Here is a 20,642-nt window from a genome sequence, read left to right as displayed (position 1 = left end):
TACCTTAACCTGCTCCGAAGGTTTCGCCAACAAACCCCATTAAATCAGAGGGTCGGGTGAGTGTCAGACCTGCCACAGTGCCGGTTTTGCCACCTGCCGGAGCTATAGCTGATGTGAAACCAAGTTTCTGGGCTTCTTTCAACCTGTTTTCGGTTTGGGCTGCGGGTCTCAGAGCCCCGGAAAGAGAGATTTCTCCGAATACGACAGTATCTGCAGGCAGGGCGGTATCCTCGCGCGCACTGAGCAGGGCTGCTGCCACCGCAAGGTCGGCTGCGGGCTCGCTGACCTTCAGGCCTCCGGCGACGTTCAGGTAGACGTCCAAACCGGTGAACGGCACGCCACAGCGCGCTTCGAGCACCGCCAGGATCATGGCCAGTCGCCCGCTATCCCATCCTACAACGGTGCGGCGCGGTTGTGAGTGGGGAGAGGGGGCGACAAGTGCTTGTAACTCAACAAGAACCGGGCGGGTGCCTTCGATCCCGGCAAACACGGCCGAGCCGGGACTGGGCGCGCCGCGTTCAGACAGGAACAGGGCCGAGGGGTTGGTGACTTGTGCCAATCCCTTACCCGTCATCTCGAATACGCCAATCTCGTCGGCGGGGCCAAAGCGGTTCTTAACTGCGCGTAGAATACGGAATTGATGTCCGCGTTCGCCCTCAAAATACAGCACCGTGTCGACCATGTGCTCCACGACGCGGGGGCCCGCGATCTGGCCCTCTTTGGTGACATGGCCGACCATGATGATCGAAATGCCGTATCGTTTCGCAAACGTGGTCAATTCATGGGCTGCGGCCCTTACTTGTGACACGGAGCCGGGCGCGCTGTCGACATTGTCGGCCCACATGGTCTGAATCGAGTCGATTATAGCAAGGCCGGGCTTTTCCGCCTCAAGCGTGGTAAGGATGTTGCGCAGGTTTGTTTCTGCCGCCAGTTGCACCGGCGCGTCCTCCAGCCCCAGACGGCGGGCGCGCATCCGTACCTGGGCGCTGGCTTCCTCGCCCGAGACATAGATGGTTTTGACGCCAGCACGAGCAAACCGTGCGGCGGCTTGCAGCAAGAGGGTGGATTTTCCGATGCCTGGATCTCCGCCCACCAGTAGGGCCGAGGCGGGGACAAGGCCACCGCCCAGTACGCGATCCAGTTCCTCGACCCCACACAATGTGCGAGGCGGAGGGGTTTCCTCGGTCGACAAGTCCGTGAGTGCGATGGTCTGGCCCCGCTTGCCGCCGAGGGATTTCTTGGCTGGGCCAGCCGAAAGGGGGGCTTCTTGTACAATCGTGTTCCACTCGCCGCAGCCGTCACAGCGGCCGGACCAGCGGGAATGCGTGGCGCCACAGGCCGAGCATGAAAAAGTCGTCTTTGCCATGCGGCCCTTGGTGCCCGAGGTGGGGCGGTTCTTCAAGCCCTTGCGGGCTTTCATTGCCGCCGGTGGCGCGCCACGTCCTCAAGCCCCGCGGGCCATCGTCCGCGGCGGGCGCCCAAGGGCGCCTACTCTGCGGCGCGTGAAGGCGACATGGCGATGACGCTGGATGTCGCCGTTTTGCGATCCTCGACCGGGGCCTGAAGCTGGGTCGAAAGTTCGGGCAGCAGGTCGAACAACTCGTCCCGCAGGCGTGCCAGTTGCGATTTGGCGATGGATTCTTCGATTTCGACATCGCGGGTCCATTGCCGCAGTTCTTGCTGGATGGTTTGAGCGTCACCGATGCGCTGCTGGAATTGTTCGATCTCTTCCTGACGCTGTTGCAGGAAGGTGCGCGCTCGGGCCACGCGTTCATCACTGTAGGTGACGGCCAATTCATGGCTGATCTGACTCATCTGAGCGGCGAGTTCCAGAATTTCAGGCTCCAGAGCTTGCAGGTCGGGATGTTGGCGCAAAAAGGCGATACGTTCTTTGACGGCATCGAACTCGGACGACATCATGAATGTGTCACCCCGATCCGCGGCATGAGCCAGTTGGTAAGCGTAAGTTATGTCCTGCATGTTCATCGCAAACTTGCGATGCGCATTTTCAAGCGCCATCATCCGGCTATTTGCGGGCAGGTAGAAGGCCAGCATGAGAATCAGTGCGGTCAATCCGATCTGTATGAACATGCCCGCATCTGCGGTCGGCGCGGTGCCGAAACCAGCTTGCATGGTCAGCCAGGGTAGGACCCCGAGTGCGGATAATGCGGTGGTTGCCACGGCCGCAAGCGCAGCCATGCAGATGAGGAAAAAAGTCAGTCTTAAAAAGGCATTCTGAAATTGCAATGTTATGTTGTGGAGGGCGGCCATGGTTGTCGATCTCCTTCTAGAACCGGAACACACCGGAGCCGAAGCGGAGTAGACTTAACGTACAGACAGAGATCCGCCACGGACCCGAAAACTACTATTTGTTGCTGCTCGAAATATTAAGATGATACTGGGGTAAATGTTTTCAATCAATTAGCTTTAAGCTTTTCGTGAGGCGGATGTCATCTCTGTAATATGTCCCAATGCCAGCGAGGCCAGAATACAGCCTGTAAACAGGTAAAGACCCCAGGCGGTTTCGATGGTGGCGTAAGAGATGCCCTTGGCCAGCGTGATGTAGAGTGCGATCAGGAAAATATCGGCCATGGCCAACTTACCAAGGATGTTCAGCGCGGGTTGAACGCGCGGGTCCAGCAGGCTCCATTGGATCAGGGCGGTGCCGATGGTTTTTATATAGGGCGCAAACAGGGCGAAGACGGTGACGACCAATGCGAGGAAAATGTCGGATTGCCAGAGGGACTGGAGCCCGGTGATGACGCTGATTTCGCTGAGGCCGAAGATCGGCAGGAGACCTGCGCGCATCAGCGGGGCGAACCACGCGATGGGGTAGAGGATCAGGAGGGCGAGGGTGGCGAGGCGGAGGGTCATGACAGGGCGTCTTGGCGAGATTAAAAATTCGCTGCGATGTTCTGCTATGCTTAACCTAAATCAGCACTCACCACAGAGTTATTTTTTGAAGGGAGGAACGATGTCGGGTTTTGTAGCCTACAAGTCAATTGTCGACCCATCGGACTGTGATTTTCTTGGGCACATGAATGTGTCCAAGTATTTTGCAGCCTGCTCGGATTCCGTTTTTGCGCTGCAGGCTGAGTTGGGGCTTACGGCCGACGACATGCGGTCGGGACGAAAGCTGTCCTTTGCGGTGGTCCATGCAGACAGCAATTTTCTTGCGGAATTGAGTGCTGGCGAAGCCATCCAGATGGAAAGCGAGATTCTAGAGGTTGGAACGAAATCTATGACTTTCAGCCACAAACTAGTTCGCGTTGCTGATGGAGAACCTGCATTTACGACCGTTTTCAAATGCGTTTTGCTCAATTTGCAGACGAGGCGCGCTGAAGTCATTCCGCAGGAAATTGTCGAGCGTTCGGAAAATTGGATGGCAAAGAACGAAGATTAACGCACCGCCTCAATCGGCCCTTCTGCACTGCCATTGATGAACTGCTCCACATAGGGATCACCCGAGGCATCCATTTGACCAACAGGCCCAGTCCACTGGATGACCCCTCCGTGCAGCATCGCCACATTGTCGGCAATCGCGCGGACGGAACTCATGTCGTGGGTGATGGTCATGGCGGTGGCGCCCATCTCGGTCACGATTTCGCGGATCAGGTCGTTGATGACGCCCGACATGATTGGGTCCAAGCCCGTGGTAGGTTCGTCAAAGAAAATGATCTCGGGTTCGGCAGCGATGGCGCGCGCAAGGCCCACGCGTTTTTGCATCCCACCCGACAGCTCAGACGGAAACCTGTCGGCCACATCGGATTTCAGGCCCACGCGGCGCAGTTTCTCGATGGCGATCTCGCGGGCATATTCCGGGGGACGTTTCAACGGGCCGCGCAACAGGCGGAAGGCGACGTTTTGCCAGACGGGCAGCGAGTCAAACAGCGCCGCACCCTGAAACAGCATCCCGAACCGCGCTAAAAACGCGTCCCGGTCGCCCTTGGCGGCATCCTTGCCATCCACGTAGATCATGCCGCTGTCGGGTTTGATCAGACCCAGAATACACTTCAGCGCCACGGACTTACCGGTGCCCGAGCCGCCGATGATCACCATTGAGGTGCCCTGGGGGATCTCAAGGTTCATGCCCTGCAGCACGCGGTTGTCGCCAAAGGCCTTGTGTACATTCTCAAGCCGTATCATACCGAAAAGAACACCCCTGTCAGAATGAAGTTGGCGGCCAGGATCATAATGGCTGCAGCCTCGACCGAAGACTTGGTGGCACGCCCGACGCCCTGTGCGCCCCGGCCCGAGTTCATGCCGTAGTAGCAGCCCATCACGGCGGTGATCAGGCCGAAGGCGGCCCCTTTGGTTAGGGACGAGATCACGTCGTGTAGCTCAAGAAAGTTGACTGTGTTTTGCAGGTAGACGGCGGCGTTGAAGCCAAGGCTTTGCGTTGCGACCACATAGCCGCCGGCGATGCCGATCACGTCGCCCACGGCCACCAGAACAGGCACGGTGAGGATTGCGGCCAATACGCGCGGAGCGGTCAGGTACTTCATCGGATGGGTGGAAAGCGTGACCAGCGCGTCGATTTGCTCGGTCACTTTCATCGTCGCGATTTCCGCCGCGATAGACGAGGTGACGCGCGCTGCGATCATCAACCCGCCCAGCACCGGGCCCAGTTCGCGTACCATGCCGATGGCAACGATTTGCGGCACCACGGCCTCGGCGTTGAAACGGGCGCCACCGGCGTAGATCTGCAGCGCCAGCGCGCCACCGGTGAAGATCGCAGTCAGACCGACAACCGGCAGCGACAGCCAGCCGATATTCATCAGTGCTACGACAAATTCGCGCGGGTAGTAAGGCGGGCGGAAAATGTGCGAGATCGCATCGACCGTGAAAAGCGATACCTTGCCGAAGTTCGCAAACAGGGACAGGACGACGCGACCCAGCCCGCCCAGCATATACAAAGGGTTCATTCCACGTAGCCTCGGGAATAGCGCGCGCCCAGCGATGTGAGGATTTCATAGCCGATGGTGCCTGCGGCCTCGGCCAAATCATCCACGGTCTGGTGGCCGTTCAGGATGCGCAGGCGTTCGGGGTCTTCGGGCAGGTCGGTGACATCCACGGTGATCAGGTCCATCGAAATGCGCCCAACAACCGGGCAGGGCTGACCGCCTGCAAAGGCGTCGATGCCGCCCCCAATCGCGCGATGCAGCCCGTCGGCATATCCGGCCGCGACGGTGGCGATTCGGGACGGACGACGCGCGGTCCAGCTGTTGCCGTAGCCGACCGTCTCACCTTCGGCCAGTTCACGGACCTGAATGACGGGCAGGTCCGCTGTCACCACGGGTTTCGCCGCAGCAAAGGGCATGCCGCCGTAAAGGCCGACGCCAGCGCGGCAGAGGTCAAAGTGAAATTCGGCTCCCAACAATATCCCACCGGTTGCTGCCAAGGAGCGTCGTGCAGTGACACCCTCGGTCATCTCGCGGAAATTGCGCAGTTGATAGGTGTTCATTGGGTGGTCGGGCTCATCGGCGCAGGCCAGATGCGACATGATCAGCGCAGGGTTTTGTGCCTCGATCCGTTCGCGCAGTTCAGCCCAATCTGAGCGTTCCAGACCCAGACGGTTCATGCCCGTGTCGAGCTGAATGCCGAAGGCGTGGCCGGGCAGACTTTGTTCGTGGCGCTGGACCTGTTCGGGTGAGTTCAGCATCGGCGTCAGGTCATGGGCCTGCAACAGATCTGCATCGCCCTCCATATGGCCTGAGAACACGCCGATCATCGGACCGGGGCCTACGGCGGCACGGACCTCGGCACCTTCTTCGGCAGCGGCAACAAAAAAGGTGCGCACGCCTTCTTCGGCCAGCGCATCGGAAACGGGGCCAGCCCCAAGTCCATAGGCATCGGCCTTGACCACCGCAGCGGTCTCGGCATTCGTCTTGGCATCCAAGGCGCGCCAGTTATTGGCCAGCGCAAGAAGGTTGATAGTCAAACGTGCGGTACTCATGGCACTGTTCATGACATTGGATCGCGGCAGGTCAAGGGGGTACGCACCGTTTATTGCCCGGTTTGACAGGAACGTGGGCAGGGATTGGCCACGGATCAGGGAAAAGCGCGCAGGAAATCGCAAAAAATCTCAATCCCATTGAAATTGCCGAACAGCAGTCGCAGGGTTAGGCGAGGAATCATGCTAAACGGTGTTATGCAGCGGGCAAGGGTGAAATTATGATGCTATCTTCGGGGCTTACCGGGCAAGAGGCCGCAATTCCTGAATTCTACCGCGATGTGTTCGCAGCATCCGAGGGCGAAGCGGAAGGCGATGCGCTTTTTGCGCTGACGCAAGCCCTAATGGACACCACGCCCCCCGAAGCCCTGTTCTGCGTCACTGCTGGCGAGGTTGGTGATCTGAAGGGTTGTATCTTTTTTTCTCGGCTTTTTTACGAAGATGATCCGCGCGACGTGGTTATGATGTCTCCGGTCGCGGTTCGTACTGACTATCAGGGGCAGGGGATTGGGAGAAAACTGATTGCTTATGGTCTGGACCAGATGCGTCAGGCGGGTTTGGATGTTGTCGTTACCTATGGCGATCCCGCTTACTATAGCAAAGCAGGATTCCAGCCAATGACGATAGAGTTCGCCAGCCCACCCCACGCGCTGAGCATGCCACATGGATGGCAGGGGCAATCGCTCACCAAATCGGACCTGACGCCGCTGGCAGGCTCGTCACGCTGCGTGTCTGCCTTCGATGTGCCAGAGATGTGGTAGGTCAGTAGCCCTCGATCTGGCCGTCCTGCTGCCAGGGTTTGACCAGATTGCCAAAGCGGGTGAACTGCGCCTCGAACGAGAGTTCAACCGTGCCGATGGGGCCGTGGCGCTGCTTGCCGACGATGACCTCGGCCTTGCCATGCAGGCGGTCCATGGCCTGTTTCCACTCTTCCATCTTTTCCAGCTCATGATCGCCGGGCTTTTCGCGCTCTTTGTAGTATTCCTCGCGGAACACGAACATCACCACGTCGGCATCCTGTTCGATCGAGCCCGATTCCCGCAGGTCTGACAGTTGCGGACGCTTGTCGTCGCGGTTTTCCACCTGGCGCGACAGCTGGGAGAGGGCGATGACCGGGATGTTCAGTTCTTTGGCGATGGCCTTCATGCCCATCGAAATCTCGGCAATCTCGTTGACGCGATTGTCGGCCATGCCGCGACACAGCTGCAAATAGTCGATGACCAGCAGGTCCAAACCGTGCGTCCGCTTCAACCGCCGCGCGCGGGCAGCAAGTTGCGAGATCGGCAAAGCCGGGGTGTCGTCGATGAACAGTGGGCAGGCTTCCAACTCTTTCGCCGCGTCTACAAAGCGGCGGAACTCGGCTTCGGTCATGTCGCCCTGACGGATCTTGTGCGAGGAGATTTCCGAGGCTTCGGCCAGAACCCGGCCTGCCAACTGCTCGGCGCTCATCTCCAGCGAGAAGAAACCGACCACTCCGCCGTCAATCGCACCCTCAGACCCATCTGGCTTGGTGCCGCGTTTGTAGGCTTTGGCCACGTTGAACGCGACGTTGGTCGCCAATGAGGTTTTCCCCATCGACGGACGACCGGCCAGAATAATCAGGTCGGACGGGTGCAGGCCCCCAAGCTGTTTGTCCAAGTCGGCCAGACCGGTGGAAATCCCTGCCATGCCACCACCGCGCTGATACGCTTCGTTGGTGACGTTGACGGCTTCTGTGACCGCCTTGAGGAAGGATTGAAATCCCTGTTCGGTCTGGCCCTGCTCGGATAACTGATAAAGCTGTTGCTCGGCCTCGACGATCTGTTCCTTGGGCTCGCTGCTGACATCCACCCGCGCCGCCTTGTCCGAGATATCGCGGCCCAGCCGGATCAGCTCGCGCCGGATGGCGAGGTCATAGATCATCTGGGCATAGTCATGCACCGCAAAGGCACTGATCGACGCACCCGCCAGTTTGACCAGATAGGCGGGGCCACCCAGTTCCTTGAGGCCCTCATCCTCGGCCATGAAGGATTTCAGCGTCACGGGTGAGGCCAAAGCATTCTTGGCGATGCGATTGGCCGCCACCTCGAAGATGCGGGCATGGACCGGGTCATAGAAATGCTCGGCCCCAATGATCGAGGCGACGCGATCATAGAGATCGTTATTGGTCAGAATCGCGCCCAAAAGCTGCTGCTCGGCCTCGATGGAATGCGGCATGGTTTCAGCGTTCTGAATCTGCGCCGCCGCCTGCTCGATACTGCTTATCTCGTTCATTTTGTCCCCGCTGCCCGTGCGACAGTTCTAATCAATCCGGCACCCGTTGGGCCATCTGTAAATCTCTGAAGATAAGTCGCGAATAACTCGACTTCAGCTTGGGATAAGTTTGGACAACTTTGCCAAAGAACACCGCGCGGCGCAACATTTAGTGCAGCTTCATCGCGGCAGCACTAGATGCGAGCGCTGAGGGGGCGATTCTTTGCCAAGTTACCCCCAGCTTATGCACAGGCACTTTAGGAGGGTTTGTTGGCTTCCTGCCATCCACGCGGGTCGTTCAGGAAGGCTTCGACACCGTCAAGTGTCTCTGCATCAAAGGCTTTCTGCGCTTTTGCTTCGGCCAAAACATCCCACCAAGTGCACAGGTGATGCAGTTTCACACCGTGATCGCCCAGGGTTTTCTCGGTCTCGGGGAAGATGCCGTAGTAAAAGATCACCGCCGTGTGGCCGCAGGTCGCCCCGGTGTCGCGGATCGCATCCACGAAGGACAGCTTTGATCCGCCGTCGGTGGTCAGATCTTCGACCAGCAGAACGCGCTCACCCTCGGACATTGCACCCTCGATCCGGGCATTGCGGCCATAGCCCTTGGGCTTTTTGCGCACATAGGTCATCGGCAGGGCCATCCGCTCGGCGACCATGGCGGCAAAGGGGATACCTGCGGTTTCACCACCTGCGATGTTGTCGAACGCCTCGAACCCAGCTTCGCGCATCACGGTGACGGTCAGGAAGTCCATCAGGGTCGAGCGGATGCGGGGGTATGAGATCAGCTTGCGGCAGTCGATATAGGTCGGGCTGGGCAGGCCAGAGGCCAGTGTGAACGGCTCGCGCGCGTTGAAGTGGACGGCTTTGATCTCCAGTAGCATGCGCGCGGTCAGGCGGGCGATTTCGGTGCTGTCGGGGTACGAGCTGGGGATCATGATGCAAACCTCTGGGCTGATAACACGTTGCGGGCTGATAGCCCGCCGCAGGGCACAGAGTCGAGGGGGCGGACAAAAGAAAAGCGGACCCGCAAGGGGCCCGCTATGCACATTCAGATTGACGCGCGATCAGCTTGTCATGTCGTAAGCGCGCTCACCATGCACCGACAGATCGAGGCCATTGGTCTCGGTCTCTGCATCCACCCGCAGCGGAGTGATCAGCGCGACCAGTTTGATCAGTACAAAGGTCACAACGACTGTGAACACACCTACGATGACCAGGCCACCCAACTGTGCAGTCCAGGCGCCCAGGCCAAAGACGGCGATCATAAGCGTGCCAAAGATGCCGCCGACGCCATGCACGGCGAATACATCCAGCGTATCGTCGATTTTCAGAACGTTGCGGATGACATTGACGGCTTCCTGACACAACACACCGGCCACGGCACCGATGATCAGCGCCTGAACCGGATCCACATAGCCCGAGGCGGGTGTGATCGAGGCCAAGCCGGCGATCGTACCTGTCACTAGACCGACCATCGAGGCCTTGCCGTACTTGATCCGCTCATACAGCGCCCAAGTCAGGGAGGCAGTCGCGGCCGAGATATGCGTCACGGTCATCGCCATCGCAGCACCGCCGTCAGCGGCCAGTTGCGAACCGCCATTGAAGCCGAACCAGCCAACCCACAGCATCGCGGCACCGATCATGACAAAGCCCGGATTGTGTGGGGGCGTCGTGCGGTTGCGGCGCGGGCCCAGAACCACGGCGATAATCAGCGCGGCCAGACCGGCGGTTTCATGCACCACGATTCCGCCTGCAAAGTCACGCACGCCGACCTCGCCCAAAATGCCGCCATCTGTCAGAATGCCACCACCCCAGATCCAATGCACCACCGGCGCATAGCACAGCAACATCCACAGGCCCGAGAAGGTCAGCACAAAGCCAAAGCCCACGCGCTCGACATAAGCGCCGACGATCAGGGCAGGGGTGATGATGGCAAAGGTCATCTGGAATGCGAAGAAGAGAACCTCGGGCAGCGTGCCCGATAGGCTGTCTGCATCGACACCGTTCAGAAACGCCTTGCCCAGACCGCCCCACAAGCCTGATCCGCCATCGCCGAACGCGATGGAATAGCCTGCGACCAGCCACAGGATGCTCATCAAACAAGCGATCGAGAAACAGTGCATGAACACGCTCAGCACGTTGCGGGCGCGCACAAGGCCGCCATAGAACAGGGCGAGGCCCGGCAATGTCATGAACAGGACCAAGGCGGTTGCCACAATGATCCAGGCTGTATCGGCTCCATTCATCGGCCGGTCTCCTCTTCAACTTGCGTGGCGCGGCTTGAAGCGGATCAAGGACGAGGAAAAAAGAGGCAACATCACAAAATGCAGCCTGTTTTCGGGGCTTTTTGTGAAAAGGTGATTAAATAGGCGGCGATCAGAGCGACATGCCCTATTTTTGAGCAATACTAGAAAGCGCCTGAGAAAGCAGGCCCAGCGCGTGATCTCGAGCCGCGCGCCGGACGTTTTCCCGACCCAACGGACCAAATTCAACTGTCTCAGACCGTGTGTGCAAACCATCGGCGGCAAGGCCGAAGCAGACACGGCCCTCGGGTTTGAACTCGGACCCGCCGGGGCCTGCAATGCCTGTGATCGACACGGCAAGTTGTGCCTGTGAATGATGCAGCGCGCCTTCGGCCATTTCGCGTGCGACCTCTTCCGAGACCGCGCCGTAAGCATCCAGCGTCGCGGCCTGCACGCCCAGCATCTGTTGTTTGGCGGCGTTGGTGTAGGTGACAAAGCCGCGGTCCACTACGGCCGAGCTGCCGGGGATATCAGTCAGGGCAGACGCCACCATGCCACCAGTGCAGCTTTCAGCAGTGGCAATCATCACACCTTGCGCCTTGGCGCGGTCCAGTAACGCGGCGACGATCAAAGTCCCAACACCCCGTGCGCGATCCCGGCCAGGATCAGCACGCCGATGGCGGCAAACACCCCGGCGATCACATCGTCCAGCATCACGCCCATCGCATCTCCCTTGCGATCCGCCCAACCCACCGGGCCGGGTTTGGTGATGTCGAACAGTCGGAACAGCACGAACCCTGCAACCCAGCCGGGCCAGAGGGCCGTGATCTCGATCCCATGCACCCAGGAGGGGTAAGAGATCGCCCAAAGCGCGATGAACTGGCCTGCGACCTCATCTACGACGATCTCGGACGGGTCGTGATCCTCTTGCCCTGCGGTCATCACGCGGGTGGCCCAGAGGCCGCCGAAGAACACCGCAAGCGTGGCGATCACCAGCAGGGGAAAGCCGCCCAGTGTATGCAAGACCCACGCCAAGGGCAGGGCGGCGAGCGATCCCCATGTACCGGGCGCAGGGCGTAGATAACCCACGCCACAGACGGTTCCGATCAATTGTGCCGCGTTCATGATTTCACCAGACAGGCTGTAGCCAGAGAGGCAATACCTTCGCTGCGGCCAGTGAAGCCCAGCCGCTCTGATGTGGTCGCCTTGACGGAGATCTGATCGGTCCGCAGCCCCATAATCCGGGCCATCTCGAACTGCATCGCTTCGGCATGGGGGCCGATCTTGGGGTATTCGCAGACCAGCGTGCAATCGACATTTGAGATCGCGTATCCCATCGTCGCGGCCAGTTCGACCGCATGGCGCAGGAAAATCTCGCTGGCGGCCCCTTTCCATTTTGGGTCCGAGGGCGGGAAGTGTTGGCCGATATCGCCCTGCGCCAGCGCGCCATAGATCGCATCGGTTACGGCGTGCATTCCCACATCAGCGTCCGAATGCCCCTGCAGCCCGCGTTCATGCGGCACCTGCACGCCGCAGAGGATTACATGATCCCCGTCGCCAAAGCGATGCACGTCATACCCGTTGCCCAGCCTTACATCCATTTTCGTTCCCAATATGCGTTCCGCCCGGGCAAAATCCTCGGGCCGTGTGATTTTGATATTGTCCGCATCGCCAGGCACGATGGCCACGTCCAAACCTGCGGCCCGAGCAACCTCGACATCATCTGCGGCACTGCCGGAATACGCAGCATGGGCCGCGACTATAGCGTCATAGTGAAAGCCCTGCGGCGTCTGCGCGGCGAACAGGCCGCTGCGGTCTTGTGTGCCGGTGACGGTTGCGCCATCTCCGGTCCAGAGCGCGTCTGTCATCGCCAATCCGGGGGCTGCTGCGGGGCGAGTTTCCAACGCTTGCAACACGTTGCGAATAATCTGCGTGCTGACACAGGGGCGGGCGACGTCGTGGATCAGAACGCGGGTCACATCCAAACCGCTCAGGGCGGCCAGCCCCTTGCGCACCGATCCCGCGCGATCCTCGCCGCCTGCGGTCAGAATCAGGCCCGACTCGGCGAGCTCTGCCCACGCTTCTTGGTCATCAGGTGATAGAACTAGCGCAATATGATCGACCTGCTCACGAAACCGCTCGATCGTCCAGTCCGCGACGCGGCGTCCGGCTAGAGGCCGCCATTGTTTCGGGATACCCCCTCCGGCGCGCAGGCCGCGTCCTGCGGCAACGATAATGGCGGCGGTGGTCATAAGGAGTGTCTCCGGCAATTTCAGGGCAATGTTTAGGGTGCGGTGAATGCAGAGGCAATCACCCGCGTTAACCCGCCTAAAAATTAAGCATGTGATGATTTTGCGGGCTTTTCAGTTGCCGATTTGTTGTTCATATACGCTCAATTCGATATCTAAGTCGCATCTGCCCAAGGATTAAGCACGTTGACACTGCAACTCGCTGAAAAAGACCTGACCCCTCCGGTTCTGCTGGCCCCGATGGCCGGAATCACCGACCGCCCGTTCCGCGATCTGGTGATGCGCTTTGGCGCGGGCATGGTGGTTAGTGAGATGGTCGCCAGTCAGGAAATGGTGCAGGCCAAACCCGGCGTGCGCGAACGGGCCGAGCTGTCGGCCGACGTGGAAAACACCGCCGTTCAACTGGCCGGGCGCGAGGCGCACTGGATGGCCGAGGCCGCCCGGCAGGTCGTTGATCGGGGCGCGCGGGTGATCGACATCAACATGGGGTGTCCCGCCAAAAAGGTAACGAATGGCTATTCCGGCTCGGCGCTGCTTAAAACGCCGGATCATGCGCTGACATTGATCGAGGCGGTGGTCGCGGCGGTTGATGTGCCGGTCACGCTGAAAACGCGGTTGGGGTGGGACGACAAATTACTGAATGCGCCGGACGTCGCGCGGCGCGCGCAGGAGGCAGGGGTGCAAATGGTGACGATCCACGGGCGCACGCGCTGTCAGTTCTACAAGGGGCAGGCGGACTGGCAGGCCATCCGTGCGGTGAAAGAGGCGGTCGATATCCCCGTTATTGCAAACGGGGATATCGTGGATACAGAAACAGCGGGAATAGCTCTGAACCAGTCAGGCGCGGATGGCGTCATGATCGGGCGGGGCGCTCAGGGTCAGCCCTGGGTCTTGGCGCAGGTATGCCACGATCTTTATGGCGCGCCCGCACCGGTGGTGCCGCAGGGCGATGACCTGATCGAGATGGTGCGAACGCATTATCAGGCGATGCTGGGCTTTTACGGTACCGATCTGGGTCTGCGCATCGCGCGTAAGCATCTGGGTTGGTACATGGATCAGGCTAGAACGCCCGCAGCCTTGCGCCGCGCTGTTCTGACTTCTCGCGATACGGATGAGGTGATCCGCCTGCTGGGTGACGCGCTTGGGACGCAAGTGGAGGCGGTTGCATGAATTCGGACCAGAGTATTTGGACTTCGCTTCCGGTACCAGCCTTCATCATTGATGGCGACGATCGGATATCCGACGTCAATTCAGCCGGAGAGGGCTTCCTGAACGCCTCGCGTAAATCGGTGATCGGGCACCCGGTGTGGGATCAGATCGCGGTTGATGCCCCCCTGGAGGAAGCGTTCGAGCGGGCGCGGGCACAGGGAACACCCCTGTTCGTGAATGATGTAGATGCGGGATCGGGTAATCGTGCGCCGCTGCAATGCGCGCTACAGATTGCCCCTTTGGTCGGGCATCCGGGGTCGATGATCATGATCATCTCACCGCGCGAGTTGGCGGGACGGATGACGCGGGGCAATACGGTTAAATCGGCGGCGCAGTCGGCGATTGGTATGGCCGAGATGTTGGCGCATGAGATCAAGAACCCGCTGGCCGGCATCACTGGGGCGGCGCAGTTGCTGAGCATGAATATCTCTCAGCAAGACCTTGAGTTAACAGATCTTATCGTCGCCGAAAGTCGCCGGATCGTAAAGCTGCTGGAACAGGTTGAGCAATTCGGAAACCTGTCGGAGCCTGACTTCAAACCCGTCAATATCCACGACGTTCTGGACCGCGCGCGACGGTCCGCGTTGCTGGGGTTCGGCGCGCATATGAAGATTATCGAGGACTACGATCCCTCGTTGCCTTTGGCCTATGGCGACCCCGATCAATTTCTCCAAGTCATTCTGAACCTGTTGAAGAATGCTTCGGAAGCAGCTGATTCCAAAGGCGGAACCATTCGTCTGCGGACGTATTTCGAACATTCCTTCCGCCTGCGGCGCAGCGATGGCTCGGGCCATTCGTTGCCCCTGCAGGTTGAGATCATCGACGATGGTCCGGGCCTGCCCGAGAAAATCCGTAGCGATATTTTCGACCCTTTCGTGTCGGGCAAGGAAAACGGCACCGGCCTTGGGCTGGCGCTGGTGAGCAAGATCATCTCGGACCATGACGGCTGGATTTCCGCCGACTCGGTGCCGGGCCGCACGGTGTTTCGTATCTCGCTGAGGCGGGCACCGAAGGATGCAACGTAGGACAAAGCCGAGAAGAGCTTAAGGAGAGCACCCAATGGATGGAACAGTACTGGTCGCAGATGACGACCGCACGATCCGCACCGTTTTGACACAGGCCCTGACGCGGGCGGGGTGCAAGGTGCACGCGACCTCTTCGTTGACCACGCTGATGCGCTGGGTTGGCGAAGGGAAAGGCGATGTGGTGATCTCAGATGTCGTTATGCCGGATGGCAATGGCCTGGAGATGCTGCCCAAGATCGCGCAGGACCGACCCGGCCTGCCTGTCATCGTGATCTCGGCCCAGAACACGATCATGACGGCGATTCAGGCGGCCGAGGCCGATGCCTATGATTATCTGCCCAAGCCGTTTGACCTGCCTGATCTGATGAAACGGACCGCGCGGGCGCTGGAGCAGAAACAGCGCGTGCAAACCGACGCCAGCGAACCGGCGCAGGACCGCCCAGAAGAACTGCCCCTAGTCGGGCGGACCCCGGTGATGCAGGCGCTGTACCGGTTGGTCGCACGGGTGATGAACACTGATCTTTCGGTGATGATATCTGGTGAAAGTGGAACAGGTAAATCATTGATTGCACGGGCTATTCATGATTTCTCGGACCGTCGCACACTGCCCTTTGTCACGGCGACAGCCGCTGATTTGCGCGATCTGGAAGGTCCTGCACGGGTGATGGCGCGGGTTCGAGGTGGGACGTTGCTGATCGACGAGATTGCCGATATCGAGGACGAACTGCAGGCTCGCATCGTCCGCATGATGGACACGCCCGGCGACCACGTCCCACGCTTTATGGCCACCAGCCAGTCGGACCTGACCGACGCGATGGAGAGCGGGCGCGTGCGTCAGGACCTGTATTACCGTCTGTGCGGCGCGACAATCCACGTGCCTGCGCTGCGCGAACGTGTGGATGACATCACCCTTTTGGCCGACCACTTTCTGGCGCGGGAAGAGCGCGAACACGGCACCAAACGCTGGCTCAGCCCGGATGCGGTAGAGCTGGTGCGGCGCTATTCGTGGCCGGGCAATGTGCGACAGTTGGAAAACGCGATCCGCCGCCTCAGCCTGACCAGCCGCGCCGATGAAATCTCGAAATCCGAGGTCGAGGCGGTTCTGGGCAGCCAGCCCGAAGCCGAACCTGTTCTGGGCGATGGTGAGCGCGAGAAACTGTCGACTTCGGTCGCGCGTCACTTGCGGCGGTATTTCGACTTGCACGGCAATATTCTGCCGCCGCCGGGCCTGTATCAACGCATCCTGCGCGAGGTAGAGGCCCCTCTGATCGAGTTGGCCCTGGATGCAACCGGCGGAAATCAGGCAAAATGTGCTGATCTTCTGGGGATTAACCGGAATACGCTGCGGAAAAAGATCACAGACCTCGATATTCAGGTGACACGCCGCCGCAAACTGATGTAATATCGCCACACAAAGCGTGGCATTCGGGTTCGACCCCGACAAGGACCACGAAATATGGCGGTTTGCCGTGAAAACGGCGCATCAGGATGAGGGCAGACGGTGGCATCCCGAGCACAGAGCGGGCTGATCCTATCGATTAATCGGTGGCGGAAATCCCGAAAGCTGCGCAATATTAGCACCTTGGGTCTGGTTCTTCTGGGCCCGGTTCTGGCGTTGGTGACCTATCTGGTCATCGGTCCCTTTGACTTGGGCACAACCGCGCCGTCGCTGCGCCTGATTCTGCTGGCCGATCTGGTCTATGTGCTGGTGGTTGCTGCGCTGGTTCTCAGCCAATTGGGCAGTTTGATCGCCGCGCGCCGGGCGAAATCGGCCGGATCGCGTCTGCACCTGCGTCTGATTGGTGCCTTTACCCTGCTCGCACTGGTGCCGACAGTGACGGTGGCGATTTTCGCTGGCCTGACGGTGAATATCGGTCTCGAGGGCTGGTTCTCGGACCGGGTGAGGCAGGTTGTTGGCTCATCCCTGACCGCAGCCGAAGCCTATGAGCAGGAGCACCGCGAAGGTTTGCGGCAGGACGCGACGGTTCTGGCGCTGTACCTCAACAATGCGCGCGCGGTGGATTTCTATATCTCGGACGCGGAATTGCGCGCGGTTCTTGCGCAAGGGCAATCGCAAATTCAGCGTGGGCTGCGTGAGGCTTATGTCATTGACGGAGCAGGGGAAATAAAGTCGCGCGGCGACCGGTCTTACCTGTTCAACTATGAGGCACCGACGCCCGAGCAGATCGTAGAGGCCTCTGACACGGGCCTTCTGATCATCGACGATTGGCAAAACAGTGAATTCCGGGCGCTCGTGCCGCTACGCGCCTATCTGGACCGGTATCTCTATGTCAGCCGCGAGGTGGATGGTCAGTTGTTGACGCTGCTGGATGACACCAAGGAAACGGTACAGTTCTATCAACAGCTTGAAAGCGAACGGGGCAGGGTACTGTTCGAATTTGGTCTGCTCTATCTGGGATTTGCGGTCATTTTGATCTTGGCGGCGATGTCGCTGGGTATGTGGTTTGCCGAGCGCCTGTCGCGTCCCGTCGGACGGCTTACTACAGCGGCGCAACGTGTGGGGGCCGGTGATCTGAGCGTTCAAGTCATCGAAGAGGCCAGCGACGATGAGATTGCCATATTGGGACGTTATTTCAACCAGATGACGCGGCAACTTAATGCACAGCGCGACACTCTGCTAGAAAATACCCGCCAGATCGAACGTCGTCGTCGGTTGTTCGATTCGGTGCTCAGTTCGGTCACGTCGGGCGTTGTTGGTGTCGATCCTGATGGATGCGTTACACTGGTGAACCGTTCGGCGGAACGATTGTTGGACTGGTCGCGCGGGGACGAAACGCTGGCGATTGGCATAGCGGTGCCCGAGTTTCTGCCCTTGTTCGAAAGCCTTAAGGAAAGCGGGCAGGAATCCGTTCAGGGTGAGGTCAAGGTGACGCGCAAGGGCCGTCTTGAAAACCTGCTGGTGCGGATGGCAACCAGACGGGGTGAGGATGGCGGGCTAGAAGGCTATGTTGTCGCCTTTGATGACGTGACCGATCTGGTTAGCGCGCAGCGGATGGCCGCGTGGGGCGATGTGGCGCGACGCATTGCGCATGAGATCAAGAACCCGCTGACCCCGATCCAACTGAGCGCCGAGCGGATCAAACGTAAATTCTCGCGGAAGCTGGATGAAGAGGATTGCGATAGCCTTGTATCCATGACCGATGTGATCGTACGGCAGACCAATGATCTGCGGCGGATCGTGGACGAATTCTCGAAATTCGCACGGATGCCCGAGCCCGATCGGCGTGAGGAAAACGTTGTCGATCTGGTGCGCGAGGCGGTTTTGTTGCAGCAATCAGGGCAGCCCGATGTCGAGATCACAGCGCAATTGCCAGATGATCCGATTCCAGCTGATCTAGATGCGACGATGTTGAACCAGGCTCTGACGAATCTGATCAAGAATGCCGGGGAAGCCATAGAAACCCTTAAGCAAAAAGGCCCCCCCGAGAACCTGAAGCCACAAATCAAAGTGGACGTAGAACGCGATGACGCGGGTACCGTCATCACCATTGCAGACAACGGCATTGGCTTGCCCGAAGATCGGGCGCGCCTGTTCGAGCCGTATGTGACAACGCGGGACGCCGGGACAGGTTTGGGCCTGCCCATCGTCAAAAAGATTATCGAAGAGCATGGCGGCGCGCTGACTTTAGAAGATGCGCCGGTCTTCGACGGACAGGACCATTTTGGCGCGATGGCCGTGATCCGTTTACCAGCGGGTAATTTTTCCCCGTCTGACGCGCCCCAAAAGCAGGCAATTCAAACAAACAAACTGAAAGCAGGCCAAAGATGAGCGACATTCTGATCGTAGATGACGAACGCGATATTCGCGAACTGGTGTCCGACATTCTGGAGGACGAGGGCTATACGACCCGCTTGGCGGGCAACTCGGATGAGTGCATGGCCCAGATCAACTCGGAACCGCCGGGGCTGTTGATTCTGGATATCTGGCTGAAGGATAGCCGGATGGACGGGATCGATATTTTGAAAGCCGTCAAACGTGACAACCCGGATGTGCCGGTGGTGATTATTTCCGGCCACGGCAACATCGAAATTGCGGTCGCGGCGATCAAGCAGGGGGCTTATGACTTTATCGAAAAACCCTTCAATATTGACCAGTTGATGGTGGTCATCCGCCGCGCAATGGAAACATCGCGTCTACGCCGCGAGAATGCCTCGCTCAAGCGCAAAGAGGTGACAAATTCCGACATGATCGGCAAATCCGCCTCGTTCCGAGCGATGCAGGGGCAGTTGGACAAGGTCACAAAATCGAACGGCCGCGTAATGCTGAGCGGCCCGGCAGGGTCGGGCAAAGAGATCGCGGCGCGCTATATCCACGCGCATTCAAACCGTGCCAACGCGCCCTTCGTGACCGTAAACTGCGCCGGGATCGAACCCGAGCGCGTGGAAGAAGTTCTGTTTGGCCGCGAATCCTCGGACCGGGGGGTGGAATCAGGTCTGTTGGAAGAGGCGCATGGCGGTGTGGTCTATTTCGACGAGGTCGCGGATATGCCGTTGGGCACGCAATCTAAAATCCTGCGCGTGCTGGTCGACCAGCAATTCCAACGTGTCGGCGGGTCGGACAAGGTTCGGGTGGATTTGCGCGTGATCTCATCCACCAACAAGGATCTGGATGCCGAGATTGCCGCTGATCGCTTCCGCGAGGAACTGTATCACCGGCTGAATGTGGTGCCGATCGACGTGCCCTCGCTTGAGGATCGGCGCGAAGATATTCCGGTTTTGGCCCAGCATTTCATCGAGATGTGCAACGAAACGCAGGGCCTGCCGGTTCGCGAGATTTCCGAAGAAGCGGTGGCCTTGCTGCAGACCATGACATGGCCGGGTAATGTGCGTCAGTTGAAAAACCTGATCGAACGGGTGCTGATCCTGGGCGACGGCACGGGGCCGATCGAGGCTAAGGAGCTGCCGACCGAGGATGAAAAGGCCGACGATTCCGGCCGCGTTGTTCTGTCTGGCGCGCTGGCGACCTTGCCGCTGCGCGAAGCCCGCGAGGCGTTCGAGCGGGAATACCTGCTGACCCAGATCAACCGCTTTGGCGGCAATATCAGCCGCACCGCCAGCTTTGTCGGGATGGAGCGCAGCGCGCTGCACCGCAAGCTGAAATCACTGGGTGTGGTGACGTCGAACAAATCGGGCGCAAGGGTGGCGCAACTGGACGAACCGGAGCCGGCGGAATAATCCGCCGGTCCTTCACCCCGTCTGGCCGGGTGTGATGATCTGAAACGATCCGTCGTCGAATTTAACAAAGCAGGACTCGGTTCCGATCGGCGGAAATTGGGTCGTGCGTGCGGGTGGTACACTGGCTTTTATCCGTTGCTTGCATGGTGGCAGGCTGATCGGGCGATACCCTTTGGCCGCCATGCACTGTGCTTCAACACGGTCGCGTAGGCCTTTATTGACGTCCACGGTGTAGATCTGCCCAGGCTGCCACCATCCCGCTGTGCGATAACAATTGCCGCGCCCGTCGCAGCGGGTACGGCCCGGCCAATAGGTGGGGGGGCCTTGACGCACCTGGGTCGCCACCGGAGCGTCATCCAGTGCCTGAACCTGACATTGTGTAGTCTCGGTCTGCACACGCGAAACGCTTGCGCCTTCTTGGTAATACATCGAAAGCGGACCGCATGAGGTCAACGCAAAGACAGGTATCAGGAAACGGGCAACTGTTTTCATAGGCTTATCTTGCCCTCGGCAGGCGGAAATGACAATTCGA

20 protein-coding genes are annotated in these 20,642 nt (G+C 59.4%); 7 read left to right on the top strand and 13 right to left on the bottom strand.

The window, feature by feature from the left end; all coding sequences use genetic code 11:
* Nucleotides 1-4: 4 nt before the first annotated feature.
* The 3 genes from radA to GOV79_RS04050 all read right to left on the bottom strand — a co-directional run bounded on the left by radA (nt 5) and on the right by GOV79_RS04050 (nt 2,874).
* Entirely contained in the window at nt 5-1,366 is a 1,362-nt protein-coding gene (gene radA / locus GOV79_RS04060) for a DNA repair protein RadA (RefSeq protein WP_170788980.1), read from the bottom strand.
* Nucleotides 1,367-1,488: 122 nt separating this feature from the next.
* Entirely contained in the window at nt 1,489-2,271 is a 783-nt protein-coding gene (locus GOV79_RS04055) for a DNA repair protein (protein ID WP_170782506.1), read from the bottom strand.
* Nucleotides 2,272-2,427: 156 nt separating this feature from the next.
* Entirely contained in the window at nt 2,428-2,874 is a 447-nt protein-coding gene (locus GOV79_RS04050) for a paraquat-inducible protein A (protein WP_170788690.1), read from the bottom strand.
* On the opposite strand from GOV79_RS04050, the gene GOV79_RS04045 reads away from it, so the two are divergent.
* Nucleotides 2,873-3,403, top strand: coding sequence for an acyl-CoA thioesterase (locus GOV79_RS04045; protein ID WP_170788689.1), 531 nt, complete (start codon nt 2,873-2,875; stop codon nt 3,401-3,403). The genes GOV79_RS04050 and GOV79_RS04045 overlap by 2 nt on opposite strands.
* Here GOV79_RS04045 and GOV79_RS04040 read toward each other — a convergent pair.
* The 3 genes from GOV79_RS04040 to alr are packed head-to-tail and all read right to left on the bottom strand — an operon-like array spanning nt 3,400 to nt 5,956.
* Entirely contained in the window at nt 3,400-4,146 is a 747-nt protein-coding gene (locus tag GOV79_RS04040; RefSeq protein ID WP_170788688.1) for an ABC transporter ATP-binding protein, read from the bottom strand. The two genes, GOV79_RS04045 and GOV79_RS04040, sit on opposite strands and share 4 nt — an antisense overlap.
* A complete protein-coding gene (locus GOV79_RS04035; protein WP_170788687.1) occupies nt 4,143-4,925 on the bottom strand; it encodes an MlaE family ABC transporter permease in 783 nt (260 codons plus the stop codon). The genes GOV79_RS04040 and GOV79_RS04035 overlap by 4 nt, the downstream gene beginning before the upstream one ends.
* A complete protein-coding gene (alr, locus tag GOV79_RS04030; protein ID WP_170788686.1) occupies nt 4,922-5,956 on the bottom strand; it encodes an alanine racemase in 1,035 nt (344 codons plus the stop codon). Before alr ends, GOV79_RS04035 begins: the two co-directional genes overlap by 4 nt.
* 218 nt (nt 5,957-6,174) lie before the next feature.
* Here alr and GOV79_RS04025 point away from each other — a divergent pair, with 218 nt between their 5' ends.
* On the top strand, nt 6,175-6,714 hold the full coding sequence (locus tag GOV79_RS04025; RefSeq protein ID WP_170788685.1) for a GNAT family N-acetyltransferase: 540 nt from the start codon (nt 6,175-6,177) through the stop codon (nt 6,712-6,714).
* Between the two features lies 1 nt (nt 6,715).
* Here GOV79_RS04025 and GOV79_RS04020 read toward each other — a convergent pair whose 3' ends face one another.
* From GOV79_RS04020 to GOV79_RS03995, 6 genes are all read right to left on the bottom strand, one after another.
* Nucleotides 6,716-8,206: a replicative DNA helicase gene (locus GOV79_RS04020; protein ID WP_170782502.1), complete on the bottom strand. Its 1,491-nt coding sequence runs from the start codon at nt 8,204-8,206 to the stop codon at nt 6,716-6,718.
* A 236-nt stretch (nt 8,207-8,442) separates the two neighbouring features.
* Nucleotides 8,443-9,123 carry an orotate phosphoribosyltransferase gene (locus GOV79_RS04015; protein WP_170774339.1) on the bottom strand — a complete coding sequence of 227 codons (681 nt, stop codon included), beginning with the start codon at nt 9,121-9,123 and terminating at the stop codon, nt 8,443-8,445.
* 129 nt (nt 9,124-9,252) lie between these two features.
* On the bottom strand, nt 9,253-10,434 hold the full coding sequence (locus GOV79_RS04010) for an ammonium transporter (RefSeq protein ID WP_170774337.1): 1,182 nt from the start codon (nt 10,432-10,434) through the stop codon (nt 9,253-9,255).
* A gap of 145 nt (nt 10,435-10,579) precedes the next feature.
* Nucleotides 10,580-11,062, bottom strand: coding sequence for a CinA family protein (locus tag GOV79_RS04005; RefSeq protein ID WP_170774335.1), 483 nt, complete (start codon nt 11,060-11,062; stop codon nt 10,580-10,582).
* On the bottom strand, nt 11,059-11,556 hold the full coding sequence (locus GOV79_RS04000) for a phosphatidylglycerophosphatase A family protein (protein ID WP_170788684.1): 498 nt from the start codon (nt 11,554-11,556) through the stop codon (nt 11,059-11,061). Before GOV79_RS04000 ends, GOV79_RS04005 begins: the two co-directional genes overlap by 4 nt.
* Nucleotides 11,553-12,683 carry a bifunctional 2-C-methyl-D-erythritol 4-phosphate cytidylyltransferase/2-C-methyl-D-erythritol 2,4-cyclodiphosphate synthase gene (locus tag GOV79_RS03995; protein ID WP_170788683.1) on the bottom strand — a complete coding sequence of 377 codons (1,131 nt, stop codon included), beginning with the start codon at nt 12,681-12,683 and terminating at the stop codon, nt 11,553-11,555. The genes GOV79_RS04000 and GOV79_RS03995 overlap by 4 nt, the downstream gene beginning before the upstream one ends.
* A 183-nt stretch (nt 12,684-12,866) precedes the next feature.
* On the opposite strand from GOV79_RS03995, the gene dusB reads away from it, so the two are divergent.
* The 5 genes from dusB (at nt 12,867) to ntrX (ending at nt 20,110) form a co-directional block, all read left to right on the top strand.
* Nucleotides 12,867-13,850 carry a tRNA dihydrouridine synthase DusB gene (gene dusB / locus GOV79_RS03990; protein WP_170788682.1) on the top strand — a complete coding sequence of 328 codons (984 nt, stop codon included), beginning with the start codon at nt 12,867-12,869 and terminating at the stop codon, nt 13,848-13,850.
* Nucleotides 13,847-14,914 carry a two-component system sensor histidine kinase NtrB gene (locus GOV79_RS03985; protein WP_170788681.1) on the top strand — a complete coding sequence of 356 codons (1,068 nt, stop codon included), beginning with the start codon at nt 13,847-13,849 and terminating at the stop codon, nt 14,912-14,914. The genes dusB and GOV79_RS03985 overlap by 4 nt, the downstream gene beginning before the upstream one ends.
* Nucleotides 14,915-14,948: 34 nt before the next feature.
* Nucleotides 14,949-16,316 carry a response regulator gene (locus GOV79_RS03980; RefSeq protein ID WP_170774324.1) on the top strand — a complete coding sequence of 456 codons (1,368 nt, stop codon included), beginning with the start codon at nt 14,949-14,951 and terminating at the stop codon, nt 16,314-16,316.
* A gap of 99 nt (nt 16,317-16,415) precedes the next feature.
* A complete protein-coding gene (locus GOV79_RS03975) occupies nt 16,416-18,704 on the top strand; it encodes a sensor histidine kinase NtrY-like (protein ID WP_170788680.1) in 2,289 nt (762 codons plus the stop codon).
* Nucleotides 18,701-20,110, top strand: a complete 1,410-nt coding sequence (ntrX, locus tag GOV79_RS03970; RefSeq protein ID WP_170782496.1) for a nitrogen assimilation response regulator NtrX — start codon at nt 18,701-18,703, stop codon at nt 20,108-20,110. Before GOV79_RS03975 ends, ntrX begins: the two co-directional genes overlap by 4 nt.
* Before the next feature lie 12 nt (nt 20,111-20,122).
* Here ntrX and GOV79_RS03965 read toward each other — a convergent pair whose 3' ends face one another.
* Nucleotides 20,123-20,602 (bottom strand): hypothetical protein, encoded by a 480-nt coding sequence (locus tag GOV79_RS03965; RefSeq protein WP_170774318.1) that lies wholly within the window; start codon nt 20,600-20,602, stop codon nt 20,123-20,125.
* Nucleotides 20,603-20,642: the final 40 nt, after the last annotated feature.

Source organism: Ruegeria lacuscaerulensis, assembly GCF_013034745.1.
Taxonomy (GTDB): Bacteria; Pseudomonadota; Alphaproteobacteria; order Rhodobacterales; family Rhodobacteraceae; genus Ruegeria; species Ruegeria lacuscaerulensis_B.
The sequence above is the reverse complement of the archived record's forward strand: the minus strand, read 5'-3'. Positions and strand labels throughout refer to the sequence as shown.

What these genes read in the sequence shown, in the direction of transcription:
- radA (WP_170788980.1), bottom strand. Translation starts at nt 1,366, where the DNA reads ATGGCAAAGACGACTTTTTCATGCTCGGCCTGTGGCGCCACGCATTCC.
- GOV79_RS04055 (WP_170782506.1), bottom strand. Translation starts at nt 2,271, where the DNA reads ATGGCCGCCCTCCACAACATAACATTGCAATTTCAGAATGCCTTTTTA.
- GOV79_RS04045 (WP_170788689.1), top strand. Translation starts at nt 2,873, where the DNA reads ATGACAGGGCGTCTTGGCGAGATTAAAAATTCGCTGCGATGTTCTGCT.
- GOV79_RS04050 (WP_170788690.1), bottom strand. Translation starts at nt 2,874, where the DNA reads ATGACCCTCCGCCTCGCCACCCTCGCCCTCCTGATCCTCTACCCCATC.
- GOV79_RS04040 (WP_170788688.1), bottom strand. Translation starts at nt 4,146, where the DNA reads ATGATACGGCTTGAGAATGTACACAAGGCCTTTGGCGACAACCGCGTG.
- GOV79_RS04035 (WP_170788687.1), bottom strand. Translation starts at nt 4,925, where the DNA reads ATGAACCCTTTGTATATGCTGGGCGGGCTGGGTCGCGTCGTCCTGTCC.
- alr (WP_170788686.1), bottom strand. Translation starts at nt 5,956, where the DNA reads ATGAGTACCGCACGTTTGACTATCAACCTTCTTGCGCTGGCCAATAAC.
- GOV79_RS04025 (WP_170788685.1), top strand. Translation starts at nt 6,175, where the DNA reads ATGATGCTATCTTCGGGGCTTACCGGGCAAGAGGCCGCAATTCCTGAA.
- GOV79_RS04020 (WP_170782502.1), bottom strand. Translation starts at nt 8,206, where the DNA reads ATGAACGAGATAAGCAGTATCGAGCAGGCGGCGGCGCAGATTCAGAAC.
- GOV79_RS04015 (WP_170774339.1), bottom strand. Translation starts at nt 9,123, where the DNA reads ATGATCCCCAGCTCGTACCCCGACAGCACCGAAATCGCCCGCCTGACC.
- GOV79_RS04010 (WP_170774337.1), bottom strand. Translation starts at nt 10,434, where the DNA reads ATGAATGGAGCCGATACAGCCTGGATCATTGTGGCAACCGCCTTGGTC.
- GOV79_RS04000 (WP_170788684.1), bottom strand. Translation starts at nt 11,556, where the DNA reads ATGAACGCGGCACAATTGATCGGAACCGTCTGTGGCGTGGGTTATCTA.
- GOV79_RS03995 (WP_170788683.1), bottom strand. Translation starts at nt 12,683, where the DNA reads ATGACCACCGCCGCCATTATCGTTGCCGCAGGACGCGGCCTGCGCGCC.
- GOV79_RS03985 (WP_170788681.1), top strand. Translation starts at nt 13,847, where the DNA reads ATGAATTCGGACCAGAGTATTTGGACTTCGCTTCCGGTACCAGCCTTC.
- GOV79_RS03980 (WP_170774324.1), top strand. Translation starts at nt 14,949, where the DNA reads ATGGATGGAACAGTACTGGTCGCAGATGACGACCGCACGATCCGCACC.
- ntrX (WP_170782496.1), top strand. Translation starts at nt 18,701, where the DNA reads ATGAGCGACATTCTGATCGTAGATGACGAACGCGATATTCGCGAACTG.
- GOV79_RS03965 (WP_170774318.1), bottom strand. Translation starts at nt 20,602, where the DNA reads ATGAAAACAGTTGCCCGTTTCCTGATACCTGTCTTTGCGTTGACCTCA.